The 21,637-nt window shown below is 58.3% G+C and carries 19 protein-coding genes; 12 read left to right on the plus strand and 7 right to left on the minus strand.

Annotated elements, in window-relative coordinates; genetic code table 11:
* Positions 1–13: 13 nt before the first annotated feature.
* Positions 14–1,360, minus strand: coding sequence for an MFS transporter (locus QZ268_RS12820; RefSeq protein ID WP_295453200.1), 1,347 nt, complete (start codon positions 1,358–1,360; stop codon positions 14–16).
* 362 nt (positions 1,361–1,722) lie between these two features.
* Between QZ268_RS12820 and QZ268_RS12825 the strand changes: the two genes are divergently transcribed.
* The gene (locus tag QZ268_RS12825) at positions 1,723–2,820 is read left to right on the plus strand and encodes a Xaa-Pro peptidase family protein (protein ID WP_295453202.1); all 1,098 of its coding nucleotides are present in this window, start codon (positions 1,723–1,725) and stop codon (positions 2,818–2,820) included.
* A 123-nt stretch (positions 2,821–2,943) separates the two neighbouring features.
* On the opposite strand, the gene QZ268_RS12830 is transcribed toward QZ268_RS12825, so the two are convergent.
* A complete protein-coding gene (locus QZ268_RS12830) occupies positions 2,944–4,059 on the minus strand; it encodes an S-(hydroxymethyl)glutathione dehydrogenase/class III alcohol dehydrogenase (RefSeq protein ID WP_295453205.1) in 1,116 nt (371 codons plus the stop codon).
* Between the two features lie 442 nt (positions 4,060–4,501).
* Here QZ268_RS12830 and QZ268_RS12835 point away from each other — a divergent pair, with 442 nt between their 5' ends.
* Both QZ268_RS12835 and cueR read left to right on the plus strand, forming a co-directional pair.
* On the plus strand, positions 4,502–7,003 hold the full coding sequence (locus QZ268_RS12835) for a heavy metal translocating P-type ATPase (protein WP_295453207.1): 2,502 nt from the start codon (positions 4,502–4,504) through the stop codon (positions 7,001–7,003).
* 20 nt (positions 7,004–7,023) lie between these two features.
* Positions 7,024–7,413, plus strand: coding sequence for a Cu(I)-responsive transcriptional regulator (cueR, locus tag QZ268_RS12840; protein WP_295453210.1), 390 nt, complete (start codon positions 7,024–7,026; stop codon positions 7,411–7,413).
* A 133-nt stretch (positions 7,414–7,546) separates the two neighbouring features.
* Here the strand turns inward: cueR and QZ268_RS12845 are convergent, their stop codons facing one another.
* The 4 genes from QZ268_RS12845 to pcaC are packed head-to-tail and all read right to left on the minus strand — an operon-like array spanning position 7,547 to position 10,182.
* On the minus strand, positions 7,547–8,392 hold the full coding sequence (locus tag QZ268_RS12845) for a 3-keto-5-aminohexanoate cleavage protein (RefSeq protein ID WP_295453213.1): 846 nt from the start codon (positions 8,390–8,392) through the stop codon (positions 7,547–7,549).
* 10 nt (positions 8,393–8,402) lie between these two features.
* A complete protein-coding gene (gene pcaG / locus QZ268_RS12850) occupies positions 8,403–9,029 on the minus strand; it encodes a protocatechuate 3,4-dioxygenase subunit alpha (protein ID WP_295453216.1) in 627 nt (208 codons plus the stop codon).
* Positions 9,029–9,769: a protocatechuate 3,4-dioxygenase subunit beta gene (gene pcaH, locus QZ268_RS12855; protein ID WP_295453218.1), complete on the minus strand. Its 741-nt coding sequence runs from the start codon at positions 9,767–9,769 to the stop codon at positions 9,029–9,031. Before pcaH ends, pcaG begins: the two co-directional genes overlap by 1 nt.
* A gap of 14 nt (positions 9,770–9,783) precedes the next feature.
* Positions 9,784–10,182, minus strand: a complete 399-nt coding sequence (pcaC, locus tag QZ268_RS12860; protein WP_295453221.1) for a 4-carboxymuconolactone decarboxylase — start codon at positions 10,180–10,182, stop codon at positions 9,784–9,786.
* Between the two features lie 98 nt (positions 10,183–10,280).
* Here pcaC and pcaQ point away from each other — a divergent pair, with 98 nt between their 5' ends.
* Entirely contained in the window at positions 10,281–11,201 is a 921-nt protein-coding gene (gene pcaQ, locus QZ268_RS12865; RefSeq protein ID WP_295453224.1) for a pca operon transcription factor PcaQ, read from the plus strand.
* A 22-nt stretch (positions 11,202–11,223) separates the two neighbouring features.
* On the opposite strand, the gene QZ268_RS12870 is transcribed toward pcaQ, so the two are convergent.
* Positions 11,224–11,838 carry a TetR/AcrR family transcriptional regulator gene (locus tag QZ268_RS12870; RefSeq protein ID WP_295453226.1) on the minus strand — a complete coding sequence of 205 codons (615 nt, stop codon included), beginning with the start codon at positions 11,836–11,838 and terminating at the stop codon, positions 11,224–11,226.
* Positions 11,839–12,405: 567 nt separating this feature from the next.
* On the opposite strand from QZ268_RS12870, the gene QZ268_RS12875 reads away from it, so the two are divergent.
* From QZ268_RS12875 to QZ268_RS12910, 8 genes are all read left to right on the plus strand, one after another.
* Positions 12,406–13,281: a branched-chain amino acid ABC transporter permease gene (locus QZ268_RS12875; RefSeq protein ID WP_295453229.1), complete on the plus strand. Its 876-nt coding sequence runs from the start codon at positions 12,406–12,408 to the stop codon at positions 13,279–13,281.
* A gap of 4 nt (positions 13,282–13,285) precedes the next feature.
* Positions 13,286–14,371 (plus strand): branched-chain amino acid ABC transporter permease, encoded by a 1,086-nt coding sequence (locus QZ268_RS12880; protein WP_295453231.1) that lies wholly within the window; start codon positions 13,286–13,288, stop codon positions 14,369–14,371.
* The gene (locus QZ268_RS12885) at positions 14,368–15,135 is read left to right on the plus strand and encodes an ABC transporter ATP-binding protein (protein ID WP_295453234.1); all 768 of its coding nucleotides are present in this window, start codon (positions 14,368–14,370) and stop codon (positions 15,133–15,135) included. The genes QZ268_RS12880 and QZ268_RS12885 overlap by 4 nt, the downstream gene beginning before the upstream one ends.
* Positions 15,135–15,908 carry an ABC transporter ATP-binding protein gene (locus tag QZ268_RS12890; RefSeq protein WP_295453235.1) on the plus strand — a complete coding sequence of 258 codons (774 nt, stop codon included), beginning with the start codon at positions 15,135–15,137 and terminating at the stop codon, positions 15,906–15,908. The genes QZ268_RS12885 and QZ268_RS12890 overlap by 1 nt, the downstream gene beginning before the upstream one ends.
* Before the next feature lie 11 nt (positions 15,909–15,919).
* On the plus strand, positions 15,920–17,815 hold the full coding sequence (locus QZ268_RS12895) for a long-chain fatty acid--CoA ligase (RefSeq protein ID WP_295453238.1): 1,896 nt from the start codon (positions 15,920–15,922) through the stop codon (positions 17,813–17,815).
* Between the two features lie 47 nt (positions 17,816–17,862).
* On the plus strand, positions 17,863–19,038 hold the full coding sequence (locus tag QZ268_RS12900; protein WP_295453240.1) for an ABC transporter substrate-binding protein: 1,176 nt from the start codon (positions 17,863–17,865) through the stop codon (positions 19,036–19,038).
* 236 nt (positions 19,039–19,274) lie between these two features.
* The gene (locus QZ268_RS12905; RefSeq protein ID WP_295453241.1) at positions 19,275–20,213 is read left to right on the plus strand and encodes an MBL fold metallo-hydrolase; all 939 of its coding nucleotides are present in this window, start codon (positions 19,275–19,277) and stop codon (positions 20,211–20,213) included.
* Between the two features lie 928 nt (positions 20,214–21,141).
* On the plus strand, positions 21,142–21,552 hold the full coding sequence (locus tag QZ268_RS12910; protein WP_295453243.1) for a hypothetical protein: 411 nt from the start codon (positions 21,142–21,144) through the stop codon (positions 21,550–21,552).
* The last annotated feature ends 85 nt before the right edge of the window (positions 21,553–21,637 follow it).

A 21,637-nucleotide genomic window follows, 5' to 3' on the forward strand; every position in this document is an offset into this window, starting at 1 on the left:
TTTGATGAGAGTCCTATTGGTTGCGGGGTGGGAATGTTTTGTGCAACTCGTCGATGACATAGGGGTGTGAATGCCGCTGTGACGTGCTTTTTTCCTGGTCTGCCGTGGATTGCAGATGTGGGTGATCAGCGGCCAGTTCGGGGTGCGCATGGGGCAGGTTTTCTGGATCATCGGCAGGCCATTGGCGCCGCGCATAGAGCAGCCCCAGAATGGCCAGGGCATTCAGCACCAAGAGCGAAACCCCCATGCCAAAGCTGCTCATGCTCCAGCCGGCCAGGGGGTAGGTGATCAGCCAGCAACCATGGGACAGGGTAAACTGCGCGGCAAAGACCGCTGGGCGATCCTCAGCCCGGGCTGAGCGTTTTAACAACCGCCCCGAGGGGGTGAGCACGGTCGAATAGCCAAACCCGGACAGGAACCAGCAAAGCATCACCGGCAGCAAGGCCGCATTGGCAAAGATCGCATAGGCCGCCAGCCCGGTCTGGGCCAGGATCGCGATGAGCGCCCCTGCGATCATCAGGCTGCGATCCTGGTGCCCGGCCAGCAGTCTTGGCAGGGTAAAGGCCGCCAGCATGGATCCGGCGCCAAAGGCGGCCAAGGCCAAAGCCACCATATGTTCGGACAGGCCTAGCTCGGCCCGGATGATCACCACGGTGTTGATGATCACCATGGCGCTGACCGAGGCGGCAACGGCTGTCAAACCCAGCAACCCGCGCAGGCGCGGCGTCTTCAGATAGATGCGGATCCCCAGCGTCGTGCGCTGATACAGCCCGGTGGTGGCGCTGGGCTGGGGCGAGGGCAGGACAGTTGAGACCACCAGCAGCGCCGAGGCGATAAACCCAGCGGCAGTGCCAAAAAACAGGGAATTGGCCGTCACCAGCGTCAGCAGCAGTGCGGCCAGCGTAGGCGACAACAGGCTTTCGATGTCATAGGCGAGGCGCGACAGGGACAGCGCATTGGTGTAATCGTCTTCATCCGGCAGCACATCAGGAATGGTGGCCTGAAAGGCGGGGGTGAACCCGGCAGATGAGGCCTGCATGACAAAGATCAGCACATAGATCTGCCAGATTTCGCTGACAAAGGGCAGCGCCAGCGCCACCAGGGCGCGAAGGATATCGAGCGTCACCAACCAGCTGCGCCGGGGGAACTGGCTGGCAAGTGCAGCGGCTATTGGGGCAAGGGTCACATAGCTGACCATCTTGATGGTGAGAGCGATACTCAGCACGATGGAGGCATCGGCGCCAGCCAGATCATAGGCGATCAACCCCAGCGCCACGGTGGCCAGACCGGTGCCGATGATGGCAATCACTTGCGCCGCAAACATATGGCGAAAGCTGCGATTTTTCAGAACCGCTAGCATTTGGGCAGGGCGCCGCGTGATACCTTTGCAGCTGTCGCAACGATGTTCACCAGAACTGCCTGCGGTGCCATTCTCTGGCTGCGGTCAAGATGATCCAATTTCCGCTCCCAATTGGGGGTTTTACCACAGGGGCCTTCATGGCCTCATTCTCCCGTAGCGGACGGTAAATGCAAGGCGGCTTTTGGCTGGCAGCGCTTCCTGACAAGACTTCGCATTGACAAGGCCCCTGTTTCAATTGGATACAATATTCCAAATGAGGATGCGCGTCGGTTCATTTATGGGCTTGCTGCATCTCTCTGTTGTTCTGAAATTAGTGCGCGTCAACAGCGCGCCCTTGTCTGATCCTTTTGGGAGACCTCAATATGACCGCTTCTTTTGCCGAATACCGTGAATTGGCCAAATCTCTGGGCGTTGATGCCTTGGCTTTGGTGCCAGGGCCAAATTTCACGCGGGCGTTGGGGCAGGCGTTTATGAGCCATGAACGCCCTTTTGTCCTGGTGATCCCGGCGCAGGGGGCTCCGGCGGCGATTGTGCCAAATCTTGAACTGGGATCCTGGGGATTGGTCGATTTTGACGGCGCGGTTTTTGATTGGCGCGACCAGGACGGCTATCAGGCCGCCTTTGCGGCGCTTGCCAGCCATATGCCAATGAAACGCCTCGCGGTGGAAGGTCAGGTGATGCGGGTCTTTGTGCATCACGCGCTTAAACAGGCCAGCCCGGAGCTGGAGATTATCGACGCCGAAAAGCAGATCTCGGGGTTGCGGATGATCAAGAGCGAGGCCGATATTGCAGCGATGCAAAAGGCAATCACCCTGTCAGAGCGCGCCCTGCATCGGGTCTTGGCGACGGTTGAAATTGGTCAAAGCGAGAAAGAGATCGAAAGCCGCCTCATACAGGCGCTGTTTGCCGAGGGCGCGGATGATCTCGCCTTTAGCCCAATTGTGGTGGCGGGCGATAATTCGGCCCGGGTTCATGGCCACGCCCGCGCAGACTACCTTATTCAGTCGGGCGATGCGCTGCTGTTTGATTTTGGCGCCCGCAAGGATGGCTTCTGCGCCGATATCACCCGCACGGTTTTTGTCGGCGAGGTGAGCGATGAGGGCCGCGCGGTTTATGAAACGGTTCTGGCGGCCAATATGGCGGGGCTTGCGGCGACCAGGGCCGGGGTGAGCGCCCATCAGATTGATGATGTGGTGACAGGCGTGTTGGAGACCTCTGCCTTTGCTGCGCATATCGAGACCAAGACCGGTCACGGCCTGGGACGGGACGTGCACGAAGCCCCCTACATCATGCGCGGCAACCCCCAGCTGCTGCCTGCAGGCACGGTTTATACCAATGAACCGGGGCTGTATCTGTCGGGCAAGTTTGGCGTTCGGATCGAAGACGACGTGCTGATCACCGAAGAGGGCTGTCAGGTGCTGACGCAGTTTCCAAAGGAGTTGACGATTGTCGGGGCGTGAGGGCTGACCACCTTGGCCCGCGGAGGGCGGCTACATCCTGACCAAAGACAAAGGCGCAACCCCATCAGGAGTTGCGCCTTGTTAGATTATCGGTGCCCCTATTCCAGAGGCGGCATTCCGGTTTTAGAATTCAACAACCGCGCGGATGGATTTACCCGCATGCATCAGATCAAAGCCTTCGTTGATCTGATCAAGCGTCAGCTTATGGGTGATCATCGGGTCGATTTCGATCTTGCCGTCCATGTACCAATCGACAATTTTGGGCACATCGGTGCGCCCGGATGCGCCGCCAAAGGCGGTGCCGCGCCAGCTGCGACCGGTGACCAGCTGGAACGGACGGGTGGAGATCTCGGCACCCGCAGGGGCGACACCGATGATGATGCTTTCGCCCCAGCCTTTGTGCGCGGCCTCCAATGCGGTGCGCATCACGTTGACGTTGCCGGTGGCATCAAAGGTGTAATCCGCGCCGCCGCCGGTCAGCTCTACCAGATGCGCCACCAGATCGCCCTCGACCTCGGCTGGGTTGACAAAATGGGTCATGCCAAAATGCGTCGCCATCTCGATCTTGCCGGGGTTGAGGTCAACGCCGACAATCTGATCGGCGCCGGCCAGTTTCAGCCCCTGGATCACGTTCAGGCCAATGCCGCCCAGGCCAAAGACGATGGCGGTAGAACCGATTTCGACCTTGGCGGTGTTGATCACCGCACCAATACCGGTGGTGACGCCACAGCCGATGTAGCAGATCTTGTCAAAGGGCGCGTCCTTGCGCACCTTGGCCAGGGCGATTTCCGGCACAACCGTGTGGTTGGCGAAGGTTGAACAGCCCATGTAGTGATGGATCGGCGTGCCATCCAGCATCGAAAACCGGGTGGTGCCATCGGGCAGCAGCCCTGCACCCTGGGTCGACCGGATCGACTGGCAGAGATTGGTTTTGGGGTTGAGGCAGTATTCGCACTCGCGGCACTCAGGGGTATAGAGCGGGATCACGTGGTCGCCCACTGCCAAGCTGGTGACGCCTGCACCCACTTCGATAACCACACCGGCGCCTTCATGGCCCAGAATGGCAGGAAAAATGCCTTCGGGGTCATCGCCAGAGCGGGTGAACTCATCCGTGTGGCACAGGCCGGTGGCCTTGATTTCCACCAGAACCTCACCAGCCTTTGGCCCTTCCAGGTTCACTTCCATAACTTCGAGCGGCTTGCCCGGAGCAACTGCAACAGCGGCACGTGTGCGCTTCATAAATCTGATCCTTCGTCCTGTTTCGGTCGCCTGTTTGGTTCTGGCCAACAAGCGACCTATCAATAGTTTTCCCATGTTCGGCGTGGCGGTGATAAACAGGCGGTCCTGTCCGCCTCAGTTGGGCTCACCCAGCGTTACAACCGCCCAAGCCTTCTCGCAAGGGATACCTGAGTTTTAACCCGCATCGCGGCAGGGTGATGATCTCAAAAACGACCAATGGTGCTGCGCGAGGGGCATGGCTGTCTGCACCAATTCAACGGGCGCCATGTTTGCTCATCTCAGACCTCAAACAAAGAGTGACGCACAGGCTGGCTTTGGCGGCGGCGTGGAGGTCGCAAGTAATCGAACCATTCAATGTGATTTTTTCGGGGTAGGGCTTGACCTTCCCCTAACTGGGGGCCCCAAATGAAGTCCCGAACGAGGAAAACCACTGGATTTCGCTATGCAAGACCGCCAAATTTCGATGCAGATTACGGGGCTTAATTGTGCGGGCTGTGTTGGGCGGGCCGAAAAAGCCCTGGCCGTAATACCGGGGGTAACTGAGGCCTCGGTTAATCTGGCCACAGCCAAGGGGCAGGTTCAGGCTGCACAGGATCTTGAACCCGCGGCGCTGGTCTCGGCACTGGAACAGGCCGGCTATCCGGCTGCCGTGTCACAGTTGAGCCTGGATATCGAAGGGTTGAGCTGTGCCTCCTGTGTGGGTCGGGCAGAGGCGGCTTTGCGTGCGGTTCCTGGTGTGGTCACAGCAGAGGTGAACCTGGCCACCGAGCGGGCGGATATCCGTTACCTGACCGGGGCCACCCGCGCGGCAGATCTGCGTGCGGCCAGCACAAATGCGGGCTATCCTGCCTCCCTGCGGGGCGATGAAGCGGATGCAGCGGAGCAGGCGCAACAGCGCCGCGCCCAGGAGATCACCACACTGGCGCGACAGCTGAGCCTTGCTGCCGCCCTGACCCTGCCGGTTTTTGTGATCGAGATGGGCAGCCATATGGTGCCCGCGATGCACCATTGGGTGATGGCCAATATCGGCCACAGCAATAGCTACATGTTGCAGTTTTTTCTCACCACCCTGGTGCTGATCGGGCCGGGGCGACAGTTCTATAGCAAAGGCGTGCCCGCCTTGCTGCGCGGTGCGCCGGATATGAACGCATTGGTGGCGCTGGGAACGGCGGCGGCCTATGGGTTTTCTGTGGTTTCGACCTTTTTTCCACAGCTGCTGCCGCCCGGCGCGGCCAATGTCTATTTCGAGGCCGCCTGCGTCATTGTCGTGCTGATTCTGACAGGGCGCCTGCTGGAGGCCCGTGCCAAGGGGCGCACCGGGGCTGCGATCCGCAAATTGGTGTCCTTGCAGCCCAAAACAGCGGAGCTGCTGCGCGGCGATACGGTGGTTGAAACCCCGGTGGAAGAGATCGCGCCCGGAGATCTGATCCGGCTGCGTCCCGGCGCGCGAGTGGCGGTGGATGGAGAGGTGACCTCTGGCACCTCCTTTGTGGATGAAAGCATGTTGAGCGGCGAGCCGCTTCCAGTGGAAAAGGGCAAGGCCGCGCGTCTGTCAGCCGGAACCGTGAACGGATCTGGCGTGCTGGAGTTTCGCGCCACCCATGTGGGGCGGGATACGGCGCTGGCGCAGATCATCCAGATGGTTGAACAGGCGCAGGGGGCAAAACTGCCGGTACAGGGCCTGGTCGACCGTATCACCCTGTGGTTTGTGCCAGCGGTTTTGCTGACGGCCTGTTTGACGGTGCTGGCCTGGCTGCTGCTGGGACCTGCGCCCGCCTTGCCGTTGGCCCTGGTGGCGGGTGTGTCCGTGCTGATCATTGCCTGCCCCTGTGCCATGGGGCTGGCGACGCCGACCTCGATCATGGTTGGCATTGGCCGGGCGGCGCAACTGGGGGTGCTGTTTCGCAAAGGTGATGCCCTGCAAAAGCTGCAATCGGTGCAGGTGGTAGCCTTGGATAAAACCGGCACCCTGACCGAAGGCCATCCCGCCTTGACCAATATGCACGTGGCTGACGGCTTTGACCGGGACGCGGTGTTGCGGCTGGTTGGCGCCGCAGAGGCCCAGTCCGAACACCCCATCGCCAAAGCTCTGGTTGCGGCGGCGGGTACCGACCTGCCAAAGGCCGCACAGGTTGAGGCTTTGCCGGGGTTTGGGCTGCGGGCCCAGGTGGCGGGGCAAGAGGTGTTGATTGGCGCGGCGCGGCTGATGCAACGCGAGACGATTGACTGCAGTGCGCTGGCCGATTTGGCGCAGAACTGGGGCGCCGCAGGGGAAACGCCGTTTTATGTGGCCATTGACGGCCGGCTCGCGGCGGTGCTGGCGGTTGCAGATCCCATCAAACAGGGCACAGCGGCAGCCATCAAGGCGTTGCAGGCGCAGGGATTGAAAGTGGCAATGATCACTGGCGACGCAGAGACAACAGCCCAGGCCATTGCGGCACGTCTGGGCATTGATGCGCTGCGCGCGGAATGCCTGCCAGGGGATAAGGTTGCGGCGCTGAAAGACCTGCAAAACAGCTATGGCACGCTTGCCTTTGTGGGCGATGGGCTTAACGATGCCCCGGCGCTGGCGGCGGCGGATGTGGGGCTCGCCATTGGCACCGGCACCGATGTGGCGATTGAAGCGGCGGATGTGGTGCTGGTTTCTGGTGATTTGCGCGGGGTACAGGATGCGCTGATGATCAGCCGCGCCACCATGCGCAATATCCGGCAAAACCTTGGCTGGGCCTTTGGCTACAACCTGCTATTGGTGCCGGTAGCGGCGGGGGCGCTTTATCCTTTTGGCGGACCGCTGTTGTCGCCGGTGCTGGCGGCCGGCGCTATGGCGCTGTCCAGTGTCTTTGTCCTGAGCAACGCGCTACGCTTGCATCGGCTGAAATCCAGCTTAGATGAAGAGGCAGAGGTGTCGGCCGCCGGCACTGCTTCGTTTCGCCCCGCCACCTGACGGCACAGCATGAGGTCCGCATGAATATCGGTGATGTTTCAACCCGCTCGGGCCTACCGGCCAAGACCATTCGCTACTATGAGGATATCGGTCTGATCAAGCCGCAGCGCAGCGACAATGGCTATCGCTGCTTTGTCGAAGCGGATCTGCACAAGCTGGCCTTCCTCGGGCGGGCACGGGCGCTGGGCTTTACCATCGAAGACTGCCGGATGCTGATGGCGCTGTATGAGGATGAGAGCCGCGCCAGTGGCGATGTCAAGCAGCTGGCGCTGGAACATCTGAGCAAGATCGAGACCAAGATTGCAGACCTGCAGGCGATGCGCGACACCCTCACCGAGCTGGTGCATTGCTGCGCCGGGGACAACCGACCAGACTGCCCGATCTTGAAAGACCTGTCCGGCAAAGTATGAGGCGGCGGCAGCAAACCCCAGTCAACCAGCCAGTGTATTGGTGGTCAGCGTGCTGATGGAATGTAAAACAGGCAGCCCGGTGACCGGGCTGCCTGTTTTCTATCTGACAGTCTAAACGGATGCGGCCGGCGTTTTAGGCCGGGCGCAGGCCGAGTATGTCGCGGGCTTGTTGCCAGCTGGCGACGGGGCGTTCGTATTTATCGCACAACTCGACCGCACGCTGCACCAGGGCCGCGTTTGAGGGCGCTAGGGTTTCACGGGTGAGGCGCAGATTGTCCTCAAGGCCGGTGCGGGTGTGGCCGCCTGCGGCAATTGCCCATTCATTGATCTGGATCTGACCGGGGCCGATACCGGCACCGCACCATTCTGCCTCTGGTGCCAGGCGCTTTACGGTTTTGATGTAAAAATCAAAGGTTTCACGATCCACCGGCATGGCATTCTTTACGCCCATGACAAATTGCACATAGAGCTTGCCAGCAATGCGCCCGTCTTGGTTCATCTTCACGGCCTGATGGATATGCGACAGATCAAAGGCCTCGATCTCGGGCTTGACCTCATATTGGCGCATCTCACTGGCCAGCCAGTCAACCAGATCCGGCGGGTTCTCATAAACGCGGGTGGGGAAGTTGTTGGACCCCACCGAAAGCGAAGCCATGTCGGGACGCAGTGACAGCATGTCGCCGCGTTCCTGGCCCGCGCCCGACCGCCCACCAGTGGAGAGCTGCACAATCATGCCGGGGCAATGTTTGTTCAGCCCTTCCAGCAGGCGGCCAAACTTCTCTGGATCGGATGAGGGGGTTTGATCGTCGTTGCGCACATGGCAATGGGCAATTGTGGCACCGGCCTCAAAGGCCGCCTGGGTGCTCTCAACCTGTTCGGCAATGGTGACGGGCACCGCCGGGTTGTGCTCCTTGCGGGGCACGGATCCGGTAATGGCAACGCAGATGATACAGGGTTTACCCTGGCTTGAGATGGTCATGGAGGCTCCCTTAGATATCAAAAAACACGGTTTCGTCGTCGCCCTGCAGGCGGATGTCAAACCGATACACGGTCTGGCCGTCACGTTCACTGCGTTTTGCGATCAGGGTTTTGCGGCGCTTTTCCCACTCAACCACATTGATCACCGGGTCGGCTGCGTTGGCCTCTGCCTCATCGTCAAAGTAGAGCCGGGTATTCAGCCCCACATTGATGCCGCGTGCCACGATCCACAGGTTGATATGGGGGGCCATCATCTGACCATTGCGCCCCATCAGGCCACCGGGTTTGATCGTGTCAAAAGCCCATTCGCCAGTCTCAAAGTTGGTGATTACCCGGCCCCAGCCACGAAAGCCGTCTTCGACGGTGTCATGGCCGGCATGTTCGGGGTGCGGATAGATCCCATCGGCATTGGCCTGCCAGACCTCCAGCAGCACGTCCTTGACCGGCGACCCGGTGCCGTCGATGACCAGACCTTCGACACGGATCCGCTCGCCCTTGGCATTTGGCCCTGCGATGTCCTGGCCCAGTTCCTGATCGTAGATCTGGAACCCAGCCGCGCCGGGGGCAAGGCCAATATGCACGTAGGGGCCAGCGGTCTGCGAAGGGGTTTCTTTCAGATATTCAAGTGATTGTGGCATTAGTTCCCCTCCAGGCGGTTTTCAAATAGGGTAGAGCGACGGCCGCGCAGCACGATGTCGAATTTATAAGCGATGGTATCCAGCGGAATCGTCGCATTCATGTCGAGCTTGGCAATCAGCTGCTCGATGGCGTCCGGGTCCGGGATTGTCGCCACGATGGGGCAGGTTTTGACCAGCGGGTCGCCCTCAAAATAAAGCTGAGTAATCAGCCGCTGGGCAAAGCCCGAGCCAAAGACCGAGACGTGAATATGCGCGGGCCGCCAGTCGTTGACCCAGTTGCGCCAGGGGTAGGCACCGGGTTTCACGGTGCGGAAATAGTAATAGCCGTTTTCATCGGTCATGGTGCGACCACAGCCACCAAAGTTCGGGTCGATGGCACCGAGATAGCTGTCTTTCTTGTGGCGGTAGCGGCCACTGGCATTGGCCTGCCAGATCTCGACCAGCGTATTGGGCACTGGGCGGGCGTTTTCATCCAACACCCGGCCATGCACGATGATGCGCTCACCGATGGGGCTTTGATCTGGCTGGGCATAGTTGGACAACAGATCGTTGTCGATCGGTGTCATGTCGCTGTGACCAAAGCGTGGTCCGGTGATCTCGCTGGGGGTGTTTTCCAGACTGATCAGCGCCAGTTTGGGCGAGCGCGCCACAGAGGTCTTGTAGTCTTTGTCATAGGCCGGGGGGTGCCAGCGGCGATCACGCTGATAAAACTCACCCTGTTTTGCTGGTGCTTTGGTCATAGTGGTCTTCCTCCTCAGGCCTTGGCTGCTGCGGCGTCGGCTTCCATTTCTTCGTAGGTTTGTTTGGCGAGTTTCAGCGCATGATTGGCGCGCGGCACGCCGGCATAGATCGCCACATGCTGGAAGGCCTCCAACACGTCGCTTTTGCTGGCGCCGGTGCGGGCAGTGGCGCGGATATGCATGGGAATTTCGTCAAAGTTGCCCAGCGCGGCCAGCAGGGCCAGGGTCAACATCGAGCGCTCACGCGGTGCAATGGCATCCGAAGACCAAACCGTGCCCCAGGCGCCTTCGGTGATCAGGGTTTGAAAAGCCTGATCCATATCGGTCTTGGCGGCCTCGGCGCGGTCCACATGGGCGTCGCCCAGAACGGCGCGCCGGGTCACCATGCCCTGATTGTATCTGTCGTTGCTCATCCGGTGCAGTCCTCTGATTGGGGGCTTGCGAGGAGTATCACATATCAAAATTGTGCTGTATAATGCGATTTTTTACATATTTGCATTGCGAAAATGATATGCGTTTATCTGCTCATCTCAAACTGCGCCATCTCGAAGTCTTTGTCGAAGTGGCGCGCCAAACCAGCGTGACCCAGGCGGCGGAGGCGCTGGGTATGACGCAGCCTGCTGTCACCCGCGCCCTGCGCGAGCTGGAAGCCGTCTGCGGCAAGCCCCTAGTGGAGCGTCATGGTCGGGGCATCCGTCTGTCGCCTTATGGGGAGATGTTTCGCCATCACGCGGGGCGCAGCCTGGCCTTGGCGCGCGACGGGGTTGCGATGTTGCAGGGGCTGGACGCGGGTGAGGGGCCGCAGCTGCGGATAGGTGCCCTGCCGACGGTTTCTGCCACTTTGGTGCCGGATGCTTTGGCTCAGCTGGAGGCAGGCATGGGGCGCAGCCGGTTTTCAGTCACCACCGGGGACAATCAATATCTGCTGGATCAGCTGCGCCGCGGCGATCTGGATTTGGTAGTGGGGCGGTTGCCCGCACCCGAGCGCATGGTGGGGATTGATTTTGAACCGCTGTTTCATGAACGCGTTGCCGTGGTTGTGGCCACAGGACATCCCCTGGCGGGCAGCAGCCATCTGCCGGAGGGCGCGCTGCAGTCCTCTCCGGTGTTGATGCCCTCACCGGGGTCGATCATTCGTCCCCTGGTGGAACATATGTTTCTGGAGCAAGGTCTGATGATGCCTCAGGCGCCTATCGAAACGGTTTCTGCCACCTTTGGGCGGCGCTTTGTGCTGGACCACGGTGCCGTATGGTTCATCAGCCAGGGCGTGGTGCAGGCGGATCTGGCGGCGGGGGCAATGCAGCAGCTGCCCCTGGACACCACCAGCACCCAGGGGCCGGTGGGGCTGTGTATTCGCAGTGAGCACCAGCTGTCGGCAACCGGGGCTCGGTTTTGTAGCTGCCTGCGGGGGCTGTGCTCTTTGTCGGAATAGGATTGCGGCGTGAACTGCCGGGTCAGGCGCGCAGGCTGGCCAGTGCCATGCTGCTGATATCACGGGCAATTGTGTCGATAAATTCCTGCGAGGCACCGCGTTCTGGCCGGAACCAGAACACTGGCGAGTTGAGGACCAGCAACAGGCCTGCCACCGCGGCGGTCAGGTTGCGGTCTTGAAAACTACCTTCTGAAATTCCGCGTGCCACTTCGGTTCGAAACAGCATTTCATACTGGCGGTGTCCGGTGCGAATTTGCTCCTGAAGGTCCATTTCTACCCGGCTCATCTTTTTGGCTTGGGTACCGGCGGTGTAGGTTTGCAGGATGACCTTGTGATAGGCCAGCGAGTTCAACACTTCGTAGATGTGACCGCGCGCCATCCTGTCGAGCGATTTGACCGCCGGCAGGTTGGCATCAATAAGCCCCTCCACGGCTCTGTAGGTAAACTCAGCTGCGCGCAGTTGTACCGCTGCAAGAAGAGCGCCTTTGGATGGGAAGTGGTGGTAGATCCGCCCCTTGGTAGAGCCCAGCTGCGCCGCGATATCATCCACAGAGGCGCTTTCAACGCCCAGAGTCATAAAACAATGGGCGGCGGCATCCAGGATCTCGCTTTTTGAGGTGCTGATCTGTTCTAACATCTAAGGTCTGCCTGCATTTCAGGTTGGATCTTGGCCTATCAGACTGCCCGGATAACAGGCAATCCACAAGCCGTTGCCCCGAGAGAATAATCGGGGCGAATAATCTGGGCGATCAATCTGGGCGTCGCTAGCTGTTTCACTGCCGGGCTGCGTCAGACAAGTGGTATAGAGAAAAAGCCGCAGGCACCGGTGCGCCGACCGGGACGGTTCGGGAAGCTGCTGACGCCAGTCCGGTCACCGCATTAGACGCAGGACCGAGGCACCCCCAGGTGCGGTGGGGCGGTAAAATAGGACCCAGAACAGCACGGCTAAGGGGACCGCACAATAAAGCAGGCTGGTAGGATCTGAGAATCAGCCTAGGGGGACAGGGAGGCGAAAAATAGACACTTTTTGACAGTCTGACGCTGGGTCCCGCCGATTGACAGGTCAAAAACATACTCAGTAGTCTGTTTTTAGACGCTTGGGATTCCGCAGCTACAGGAGGCAGCCGGAAAACCCGAAAAAAAGCGCTAAGGCCCGGCTGCGTTCGGGCAAGGAGCCGTTCTTTAGGAGCGGGGGGAGGAAAATTTGGAAGTATTGCAGCTCTTGATCAGTGGGCTTGCGAATGGCTGTGTTTACGGCCTCATCGCGCTTGGGTTCGTGTTGATCTACAAAGCCACTGAGGCGGTGAATTTCGCCCAGGGGGACTTTATGATGATTGGGGCTTTTGTAAGCCTTGGTCTGACCAATGCGGAATACATGCATTTGCCGTTCTGGATCGCCGCGCCGCTGACGATTTCGATCATGGCGGTGTTTGGCTATCTGCTGGACCTTTTTGTTTTGCGCCATCTCTTTGGCCAGAACCAGACAGCGGTGGTGATCCTGACGATTGCCATGGGGTTTGTCCTGCGCTTTGTCGCCGGTTTGATTTGGGGGCATGAGCCTCAAACCTTAGAAAGTCCTCTGGCGCTGGGCGATCTGCATATCGGCGGCGTTGTTCTGGGTATGGCGGATCTTGCCATCATCGTTGTGACCTTCCTGTTGACCTTTTTCTTGTACCAGTTCTTCCAGCGCACCAAGCTTGGGCTGGCAATGCAGGCGGCAAGTCAAAACCAGATGGCGGCCTATTTCATGGGTATTCCGGTCAAGCGCGTTCAGGGATTGATCTGGGGGCTGTCCGGTGCCACGGCTGCGGTTGCGGGTATCTTGTTTGCCTCCAAGGGTGCCATTGATCCGAATGCCGGTTTGTTGGGGATCAAGGCCTTTGCGGCGGCGGTGATTGGCGGCTTTGGCTCGCTTCCCGGTGCCCTGGCGGGTGGTCTTATCGTTGGGGTGATCGAGCCCTTTGCGGCGCGCTACCTGGCTGCCGGCTACTCACAAATTGCGCCCTATGCCCTGTTGCTGGCTGTGCTGATCTTCAGACCCCACGGTCTGTTCAGCCAGGTCCGCGTGAAGAAGGTATAAGCTCATGCGTATTCATTTCAAAACATCCTACGTGCACGACATTCGACTGTTCCCAGACCGCTGGACGCTCTGTGTCTATGGTGCGCTTCTGGCGCTGGCCTTTGGATTGCCCTACCTGCTGGATGAGTTCTACCTGGGCGAGGTCACCAATGTGCTGATCTGGGCGATTGCCGGCCTCGGCCTGATGCTGCTGACCGGCCAGACGGGTCAGGCGAGCCTGGGCCACGCCGCGTTTCTGGCGATCGGCTGCTATGCCAATACCATCCTGATCGAACAGGGCGTGCCCTTTATCATCGCCTTCCCATTGGCGGGGATCATCACCGGGTTTGTCGGCCTGTTGATTGCCGTTCCGGTCTTGCGGCTGCACGGGATTTATCTGGCGATTGCCACCATTGCCCTGTCGGTTCTGGCCGATGACATCATTGTTTTGACCGAACACTGGAGCGGCGGTGTTTCCGGCAAATTCCCGGAGATGATCACCATCTTTGGGTTTGAGATCGAACGCTGGTCGATGCCATCGCGGTTCTACTATCTGGTCCTGGTGGTCACCATCATCTGCACCCTGTTTTATCGCAACTTGCTGCGCTCGCCACTGGGCCGTGCCTTTGCCGCGGTGCGGGACAGCGAAGTGTCGGCCACCGCCATGGGCGTGCATATTGCCCGCACCAAGGGCAAAGCCTTTGGCCTGTCATGCATGATCACCGGCTGGTCCGGCGCTTTGATGGGCTACTATGCCGGCACCTTCAACAACGAGACCTTCAGCCTGGTGATTTCCATCACCCTGTTGATGATGATCGTGATTGGCGGGCTTGGATCCATTCACGGGGCATTCTTTGGCGCCGTGGTCGTCGCCTTCCTGCCGCAGGCCTTGTCGATCCTGAAGGACAATGTCGTTGGCAGTGGTGTCGCCATTCCAGGGCTGGAGACAGGCGTCTTTGGCCTGATCCTGATCCTGTTCATCATGTTTGAACCGATGGGGATCTACGGGCGATGGCTCAAGATCCGCACCTGGTTTGAGCTGTTCCCATTTGCGCGCAAGGACATGTTCCGCCGCCAGAAATCCTACCTGAAGACGGAGCGCCTGAGATGAGCCTTTTGGAAATCAAAAATGCCACGCTCAAATTTGGTGGCGTGGTGGCGGTCAATGATCTCAGCTTTTCGGTTGAGGAGGGCGAAGTCTACGCCATCGTCGGACCTAACGGCGCGGGTAAGTCCACCGCCTTTAACCTGATTTCGCGCTTTTATGAGCCTTTTGCCGGCACGTTCACCTTTGCTGGCAACAACCTGCTGGAGCGCGAGGCGGATCAGGTTGCCGATCTTGGCATTGCCCGGACCTTTCAGAATATTGAGCTGTTCGAGCATGCCACGGTGTTGCAAAACCTGCTGGTAGGGCGCCATCGCCACCGCAAGACCACGCTATTGGAAGAGATGTTCTTTGCGCCGCGTGTCCGCCGCGAAGAAGAGCACCACCGGGAGGCGGTTGAGGAGGTGATCGATTTCCTAGATCTGCAGCCCTACCGCAACAAGATGATCGCCGGGCTGCCTTACGGGGTGCGCAAGGTGGTTGAACTGGGGCGTGCGCTTGCCTCAAAACCGCGCCTGCTTTTGCTGGATGAGCCCGCTTCGGGCCTGTCGGTTGAGGAAACCCAGGACATGCGCTGGTGGATTGATGACATCCGCAAACAGATGGGGATCACTGTTTTGATGGTGGAACATGACATGGGGTTGGTTTCGGGAGTGTCTGACAGGGTGCTGGCCCTGGCCGATGGCGCCAAACTGGCCGAGGGCACACCGGCTGAAGTCCAGGCCAATCCGGCCGTGATCGAGGCCTATCTTGGCGCGGGGGCAGTCTAATGGGTGAACCTTTGCTGGAAATCAAAAACCTCGAAAGCTTTTACGGGCCGATCATGGCCATCCGGGGGGTGTCGCTCAAGGTCGACAAGGGGCAGATAGTCACCGTGCTGGGCGCCAATGGCGCCGGGAAATCGACCCTGCTGAAAACCATCTCGGGCATCATGGACCCTGAAAAGGGCGAGGTGCTGTTCAACGGCAAGCCCATTCAGGGCCAGGAACCCCATCGTATCGTTGAACATGGCATTGTGCATGTTCCCGAAGGGCGCGAGGTTTTTCCGCTACTCACCATCGACGAAAACCTCAGCCTTGGCGCCTATACCCGGTCAGATAAGGCCGAGATCGAGCGCGACCGCGAGATGGTCTTTGACTACTTTCCGATTCTGGCTGAACGTCGCAACCAGGAGGCCGGCACCCTGTCGGGCGGGCAACAGCAGATGTTGGCGATTGGGCGCGGGTTGATGCTGCGGCCGCAGATCATGCTACTGGACGAACCCAGCCTGGGTCTGTCTCCGCTGCTGGTGCAGGAAATCTTTGCCATTCTGCGTCGTCTCAACACCGAAGAGCACGTGACCATGATGCTGGTGGAGCAAAACGCCCGTATCGCGCTCGACCTGGCAGATGTGGGCTATGTGATGGAGATCGGTCGGATCGTGATGGATGGCTCTGCTGATCGGCTGATGGAAAGCGATGATATCAAGTCTTTCTACCTGGGCCATCAGGAAGAGGGCCAGCGCGGCGAGAAGCGCTGGAAACGCAAGAAAACATGGCGCTAGGAGGGGCAGAGATGAATATTCAAGTCGGAAAGCAGACCGGGCTCGCCCAGATCGAAATCAATGGCGTCTCCTACAATTCAGAACCGGGCCAACGTCCGGTTCTGGTCGATGGCTGCGACACGATCCCCAAGCTGTTTCAGGCCCGCTGCATGGCCCTGCAGGATCGCACGGCACATCGTGAAAAGGACATGGGGATCTGGAAATCCTATTCCTGGACCACCTATTGGGAACAATCCAAATGGATTGGCCTTGGCCTGCTGTCGTTGGGAATGGCGCGCGGCGAAGTGGTCTCGATCCTGAGCGAAGATCGCCGTGAATGGCTCTATACGGATATGGGTGTGCAGGGCGTCGGCGGCATCGCCTCCGGTGTCTATACCACGGATTCCGCCTCGCAACTGGCCTATCTGGTCAATGACAGTAGCAGCCGGTTCCTGTTTGTTGAAAATGATGAACAGCTGGATAAATACCTGGAAATCGCTGATCAGGTGCCAGATCTGGCCAAAGTGATCATTTATGATCGCGATGGCTTGCATGATCTTCAGCAGGATAAATGTATGTTTATCGAAGATCTGGTTGAACTGGGCAAAGCCTATGAGGCTAAAAACCCCGGTGCCTTTGAGGCCGAGATTGCCAAGTCCAAGCCGGAAGATACAGCCATGCTGATCTATACCTCCGGCACCACTGGCATGCCCAAAGGCGCCATGTTGGGGCATGAGAACATCATGGCCTCGATGGAGGCGGGGGCGCGAGCTCTGGCCGTGAACCCGACGGATGAGCAACTCTGCTTTTTGCCGCTGTGTCATATTCTGGAGCGCAATGTTTCGGTCTATTTCCCCTTGGGGGCCGCGAGCACGGTGAATTTTGCCGAAAGCTCGGAGACGGTTTTTGACAATATGCAGGAGGTGTCTCCGGCGACATTTTTTGCGGTGCCACGGGTTTGGGAAAAAATCTATTCGCGGGTTCTGGTGCTGGCACAGGAAGCCACGCCAATGGGGCGTTGGGCCTTTCAGCAGGCGATGAAGGCCGGTCAGGCGCGGGCAGAATATGTTATGGTTGGCAAAGAGCCACCAGCCGGTGTTGCGGCGGCCTATGCTTTCTGGGACTTCATGGTTCTACGCAACCTGCGCCGGATGCTGGGCATGGACAAGATGCGCCGGGGTGGCACCGGGGCGGCCCCTATCTCGCCCGAGCTGCTGAAATGGTACTGGTCCATTGGTGTGCCGCTGATTGAGGGCTATGGCATGACCGAAAACGCCGGTATTGCGACCATCAACACGCTGGAGCAAAACCTGCCGGGAACCGTTGGCCATCCAGTGCCGGGGGTGCAGATGCGGATCGCCGAAGATGGTGAGATCCAGACGCTGGGGTTGAACAACTTCCAGGGCTATTGGCGCAACAACGAAAAAACCGCCGAAACCTTTACCGCCGATGGCTGGTTGCGCACAGGCGATGTTGGCCGAGTGGATGAGGCCGGCAATCTGACCATCACGGGCCGGATCAAGGATATTATCATCACGGCGGGGGGCAAAAACATCACCCCGGCCGAAATCGAAAGCCGGTTGAAGTTCAGCCATTACATCTCGGATGCGGTGGTGATCGGGGATGGGCGCAAATACCTGAGCTGTCTGATCATGATTGATCAGGAAAATGTTGAAAAATTTGCCCAAGACCGGAAGATACCCTTTAGTGACTTTGCGTCGCTCTGCGCTGCTGAGGAGGTGCTCGCGCAGATCAGACAAGAGGTCGAAGCGGTGAACAAGGATTTTGCCCGGGTGGAACAGATCAAAGATTTCCGCCTGATCAACGTCCTGCTGACCGCCGAAGATGACGAGCTGACGGCGACGATGAAATTGAAACGCAGTTTTGTGGAGAAAAAGCATAAAGCGCTGATCGACGACATGTATTGACGGCGTGATCTGAACACGCTGCGAACCAATCCAGGGAGGAAATGGAAATGAAGACACTTACATCCAAGCTTATGGCGGGCACACTGATGGCCGGCGCTGTGGCTTTGAGCGCAGGCTCTGCGGCACAGGCCGACAGCCAGGGCGTGACCGATAGCGAAGTGGTATTTGGCTCGGTCAATGACCTGAGCGGTATCTTTGCTGCCGTGGGCGTACCTGCCACAAACGGGGCGAACCTGCGCTTTGAAGAAGCCAATGCGGCGGGGGGTGTCCATGGGCGCCAGATCCGTTTTGTTGTTGAGGACAACGGCTATCAGATCCCCCGCGCGATGCAGGGCTACAACAAGCTTTTGAACCGCGACAAGGTGTTTGGCATGTTGCTGTCGTTGGGCACCCCGATGAACATCGCCGGTTTCAAACTGTTGGATCCCAAAGGTATTCCAAACGTTGGGCCGCTGTCCTCGGCGCGCCAGATGCTGCAGGATCCTGTTGATAACAAGTTCATTGGCTTTTCCAGCTACTATGATCAGGTGGATGCGGGTGTAACCTATCTGGCGGGCGAATTTGACGCCAAAGAAATCTGCAGCATGTATATTCCTTCGGATTTTGGCAAAGAAATCCAGGAAAGTGCAGTTGAAACGGCTGAAAAACTGGGCCTGACATACGCCGCGGAAACCAGCCACAAGCCAGACGAGCTGGATTTTGTTGGCTCGTTGACCAAGTTGAAAGCTGCGGGATGTGACGTCGTTGCCTTGGGCCTGGGCGTGCGCCAGGGGATTACCGTGGTTGGCACCGCCAAAAAACTGGGTTGGACCGACGTCAAATTCCTTAATACTTCGGCTGGTTTCCTTGGTGTTGTTGCTGCCGTACCAGGTGGCGTCACCGAGGGGCTTTATGCCGCTGCTGGCTGGGTGGATCTTGTTGCCCGCGCCGAGGAGGAAGCTCCGGCCCAGTTCATTGCGGCTTATGAGGCTAAGTTCGGCCAGCCCGCCGGTGGATTTGCCATGCTTGGCTACTCGGCCGCAGATACTGTGGTGCGTGCGCTCGAAGCCGCAGGCCAGGACCTGACCCAGGAAGCTTTTGTCAAAGGCATGGAGTCTCTGGCCTATTTCGATGAACTCACCGATACGCAGATCTCCTACAGCGCTGATGACCACCGTGGTGCCGATGACATCGTGATTTCGGTTGTCGAAGCAGGCAAGTGGAAAGAGCTGAGCCGCCAGTAACCTGCGCCAGTAGCGACTTCTCTCCCTCGGGGGAGAGGTCAGACCACAAGAGGCCCGGCACCGATTAAGGTGTGCCGGGCCTTTTTCTTGCTCCCTGGGCAGCTTGTTTTCTGGTTCGCCGATCGAGCGGAATGACAGTTGATGCCTCGAGCTTGCCAAATGTGGGGAATAATATAAATTCGCATGTGAGAATGCGTGCAAAGCTCGGTGTTTTGCAAGATCTGTGGGGGGGAAAGATGACAGTGAATCGTCGCGAGTTTATCACAGGCGTGTCTGCCGCCATGTCTGCAGGACTGTTGCTGCCAGTAGCCAGCTGGGCAAAGACAGGGATGTCCAGGTCGCTTACACTTGGAGAAATGCAAGTAACCACCCTGTCAGACGGGCATTTGACCCTGCCACGCTCGTTGCTTTTTGCGAGTCTAGACCCGGAGGCCGTAGACCAGATCCTGCAGGCGCGCGGGATCGCTGCAGGCCCGATGCATCCTCCACTCAATGTGACGTTGTTGCGCCATGCGGGGCGGCTGGTGCTGTTTGATGCCGGATCCGGCCCAGGTTTTCAAAACACCGCAGGGCAATTGACAGCGGCGCTGGACGCGGCAGGGGTTACCCCGGACGAGATAAGCCACGTTGTCTTTACCCATTGTCATCCGGATCATCTGTGGGGCGTTCTGGATGATTTTGACGACCCCTTGTTTCCCAATGCCCAATACCTGATGGGAGAGGCCGAATGGGCCTATTGGTTTGATCCCAACACAGCTTCGACAATTTCTGGGGATCGCGCTTCAATGGCGGTGGGCGCACTCCGGCGGCTGGAGGTCATGGAAGAGCGTCTCAGCAGATTTGGCGATGGCCAGGAGATCCTGCCTGGGGTCGCAGCCCATGCAAGCCATGGGCATACGCCAGGGCACATGTCGTTTGAGCTGCGAGATGGGCAACAAAGCCTTCTTATCGGTGGAGACGCAATTGGTAATCACCACGTCAGCTTTGCGCAGCCGGAATGGGCGATTGGCACGGATCAGGACGCTAATCTGGCGGCAAAAACCCGGCTCCGTTTGCTGGATATGCTGTCACATGATCAGATGCAGCTGATTGGCTATCATTTGCCAAAGGGTGGCATTGGCAGGGTTGAAAAGGCGCCAACCGGTTACCGCTTTATCTCCAGTTTTGAAGAGTAGGCGCACCCGGTCGCAGTTTTGGCAGGGTCGGGAGCCAATAATCCTACGCCGTCAGCGGAATTTTGATAAATCCCAGTTGTTTTTTGGGGGGGCGTGAATAGTGGTTTTATGTGCAAGCACCCCAAGACGCTGACAAGAAGTGAAATGACCGCCCGTTGCCCTGAAGGAGCGTCGATGAGAAATTGGCACGCCCTTGGCGTGGCGGGTTTGACGGGTTTCCCTCTGTCTGCGTTACATCTGATTGAAATAGAACCACAGTTTTTTATAGATGCCTCTTGTCAGAGACTAGATATGACAAACTGGCGGTGCAGGATTAATGGATCCTGACCTCGCAAAGCCTGATGGTTTTTAGAACATTTGGCAGCGTAGAAACGGCGATTCGAAATTATGATATTTGTATGGGTTCCTTGGTACTTGTAGCTTTGAGCATTGTTCAGAGAGGGGGCGAATTCCGTAAAATAAGTCCTGTAAGATATTTTAAAAAGTAAGTTTATCTGTCTGATATTGAAGTATAAATTTCAATAGGTTGTAAAATAGTTAATCGCAGTTTTTTGGATTAACCATATTTATTTACGATTTATTGAAATTTTTTGATTTACAATTCAGGGAAGTGTTGTTGTAATTTAATCATTCCGTGTGTTTTTTGGGGTGTGTGATGAGTATTCTGCTTCGCGTCGGCCAGTTTGGAGCTTTTAACGTTGCCCAGGGCGATGGTACGCCTATCCCGTTGGGAGCAAAGCATCAGGCGCTATTAGCCTTGTTGTGCATGGCTGAGTCGGGGGTTCGAACCCGCGCTTTTTTGGAGCAGTCCCTGTGGAGTTTGGCGCAGCCCGAACAGGCCAAAGCCAGCCTTAGAACCGCCTTGTCCACACTCAGACGCCATTTGGGGCCTGCGATAGCACCGGTGATTAGTGCCAATAGGGAGAGGGTGACCTTAGACCTGAGCAGAGTTGCCTTTGAGGACTGCGCCCGCGACGCTGAATTCATGGAAGGGTTTGAACTGCCCTATGAGGCGAATTTTGCCCGGTGGCTGCAACACACCCGGATCGAGATAGGCCGGAGTTCGGCCCGCAATGGCAAGCCGCCTCAGCAAGAACGACGCCCAAGACCCGAGAGCCTGTTGCCGCTGATCGCGGTGCTTCCCTTTGTACAATTGGCACCAGGTGAAGATGCCTCCCCGCTGGGATCACTGATTTCAGAGGAGCTGTCGCGCAGCCTGTCGCGCAGTCAGGCCTTTACTGTCACTTCCTATTTGGCATCCCGTCAATTTGATTTGGCGCGGGTGCGGGTCGTGTCGCGAAGGTGGTGGAAATTTGAAGGTGGCGTAATCTCCGGGTGAACTGAACCCACCCAACCGGCGGCAGCAACCGCCAGGGAGATCACGCCATGAAGAACAATACCGACACTGCCGCGCTTTCGCTACT

It is taken from the genome of uncultured Pseudophaeobacter sp., from assembly GCA_905479575.1.
In the GTDB taxonomy this organism is placed as follows: domain Bacteria; phylum Pseudomonadota; class Alphaproteobacteria; order Rhodobacterales; family Rhodobacteraceae; genus Pseudophaeobacter.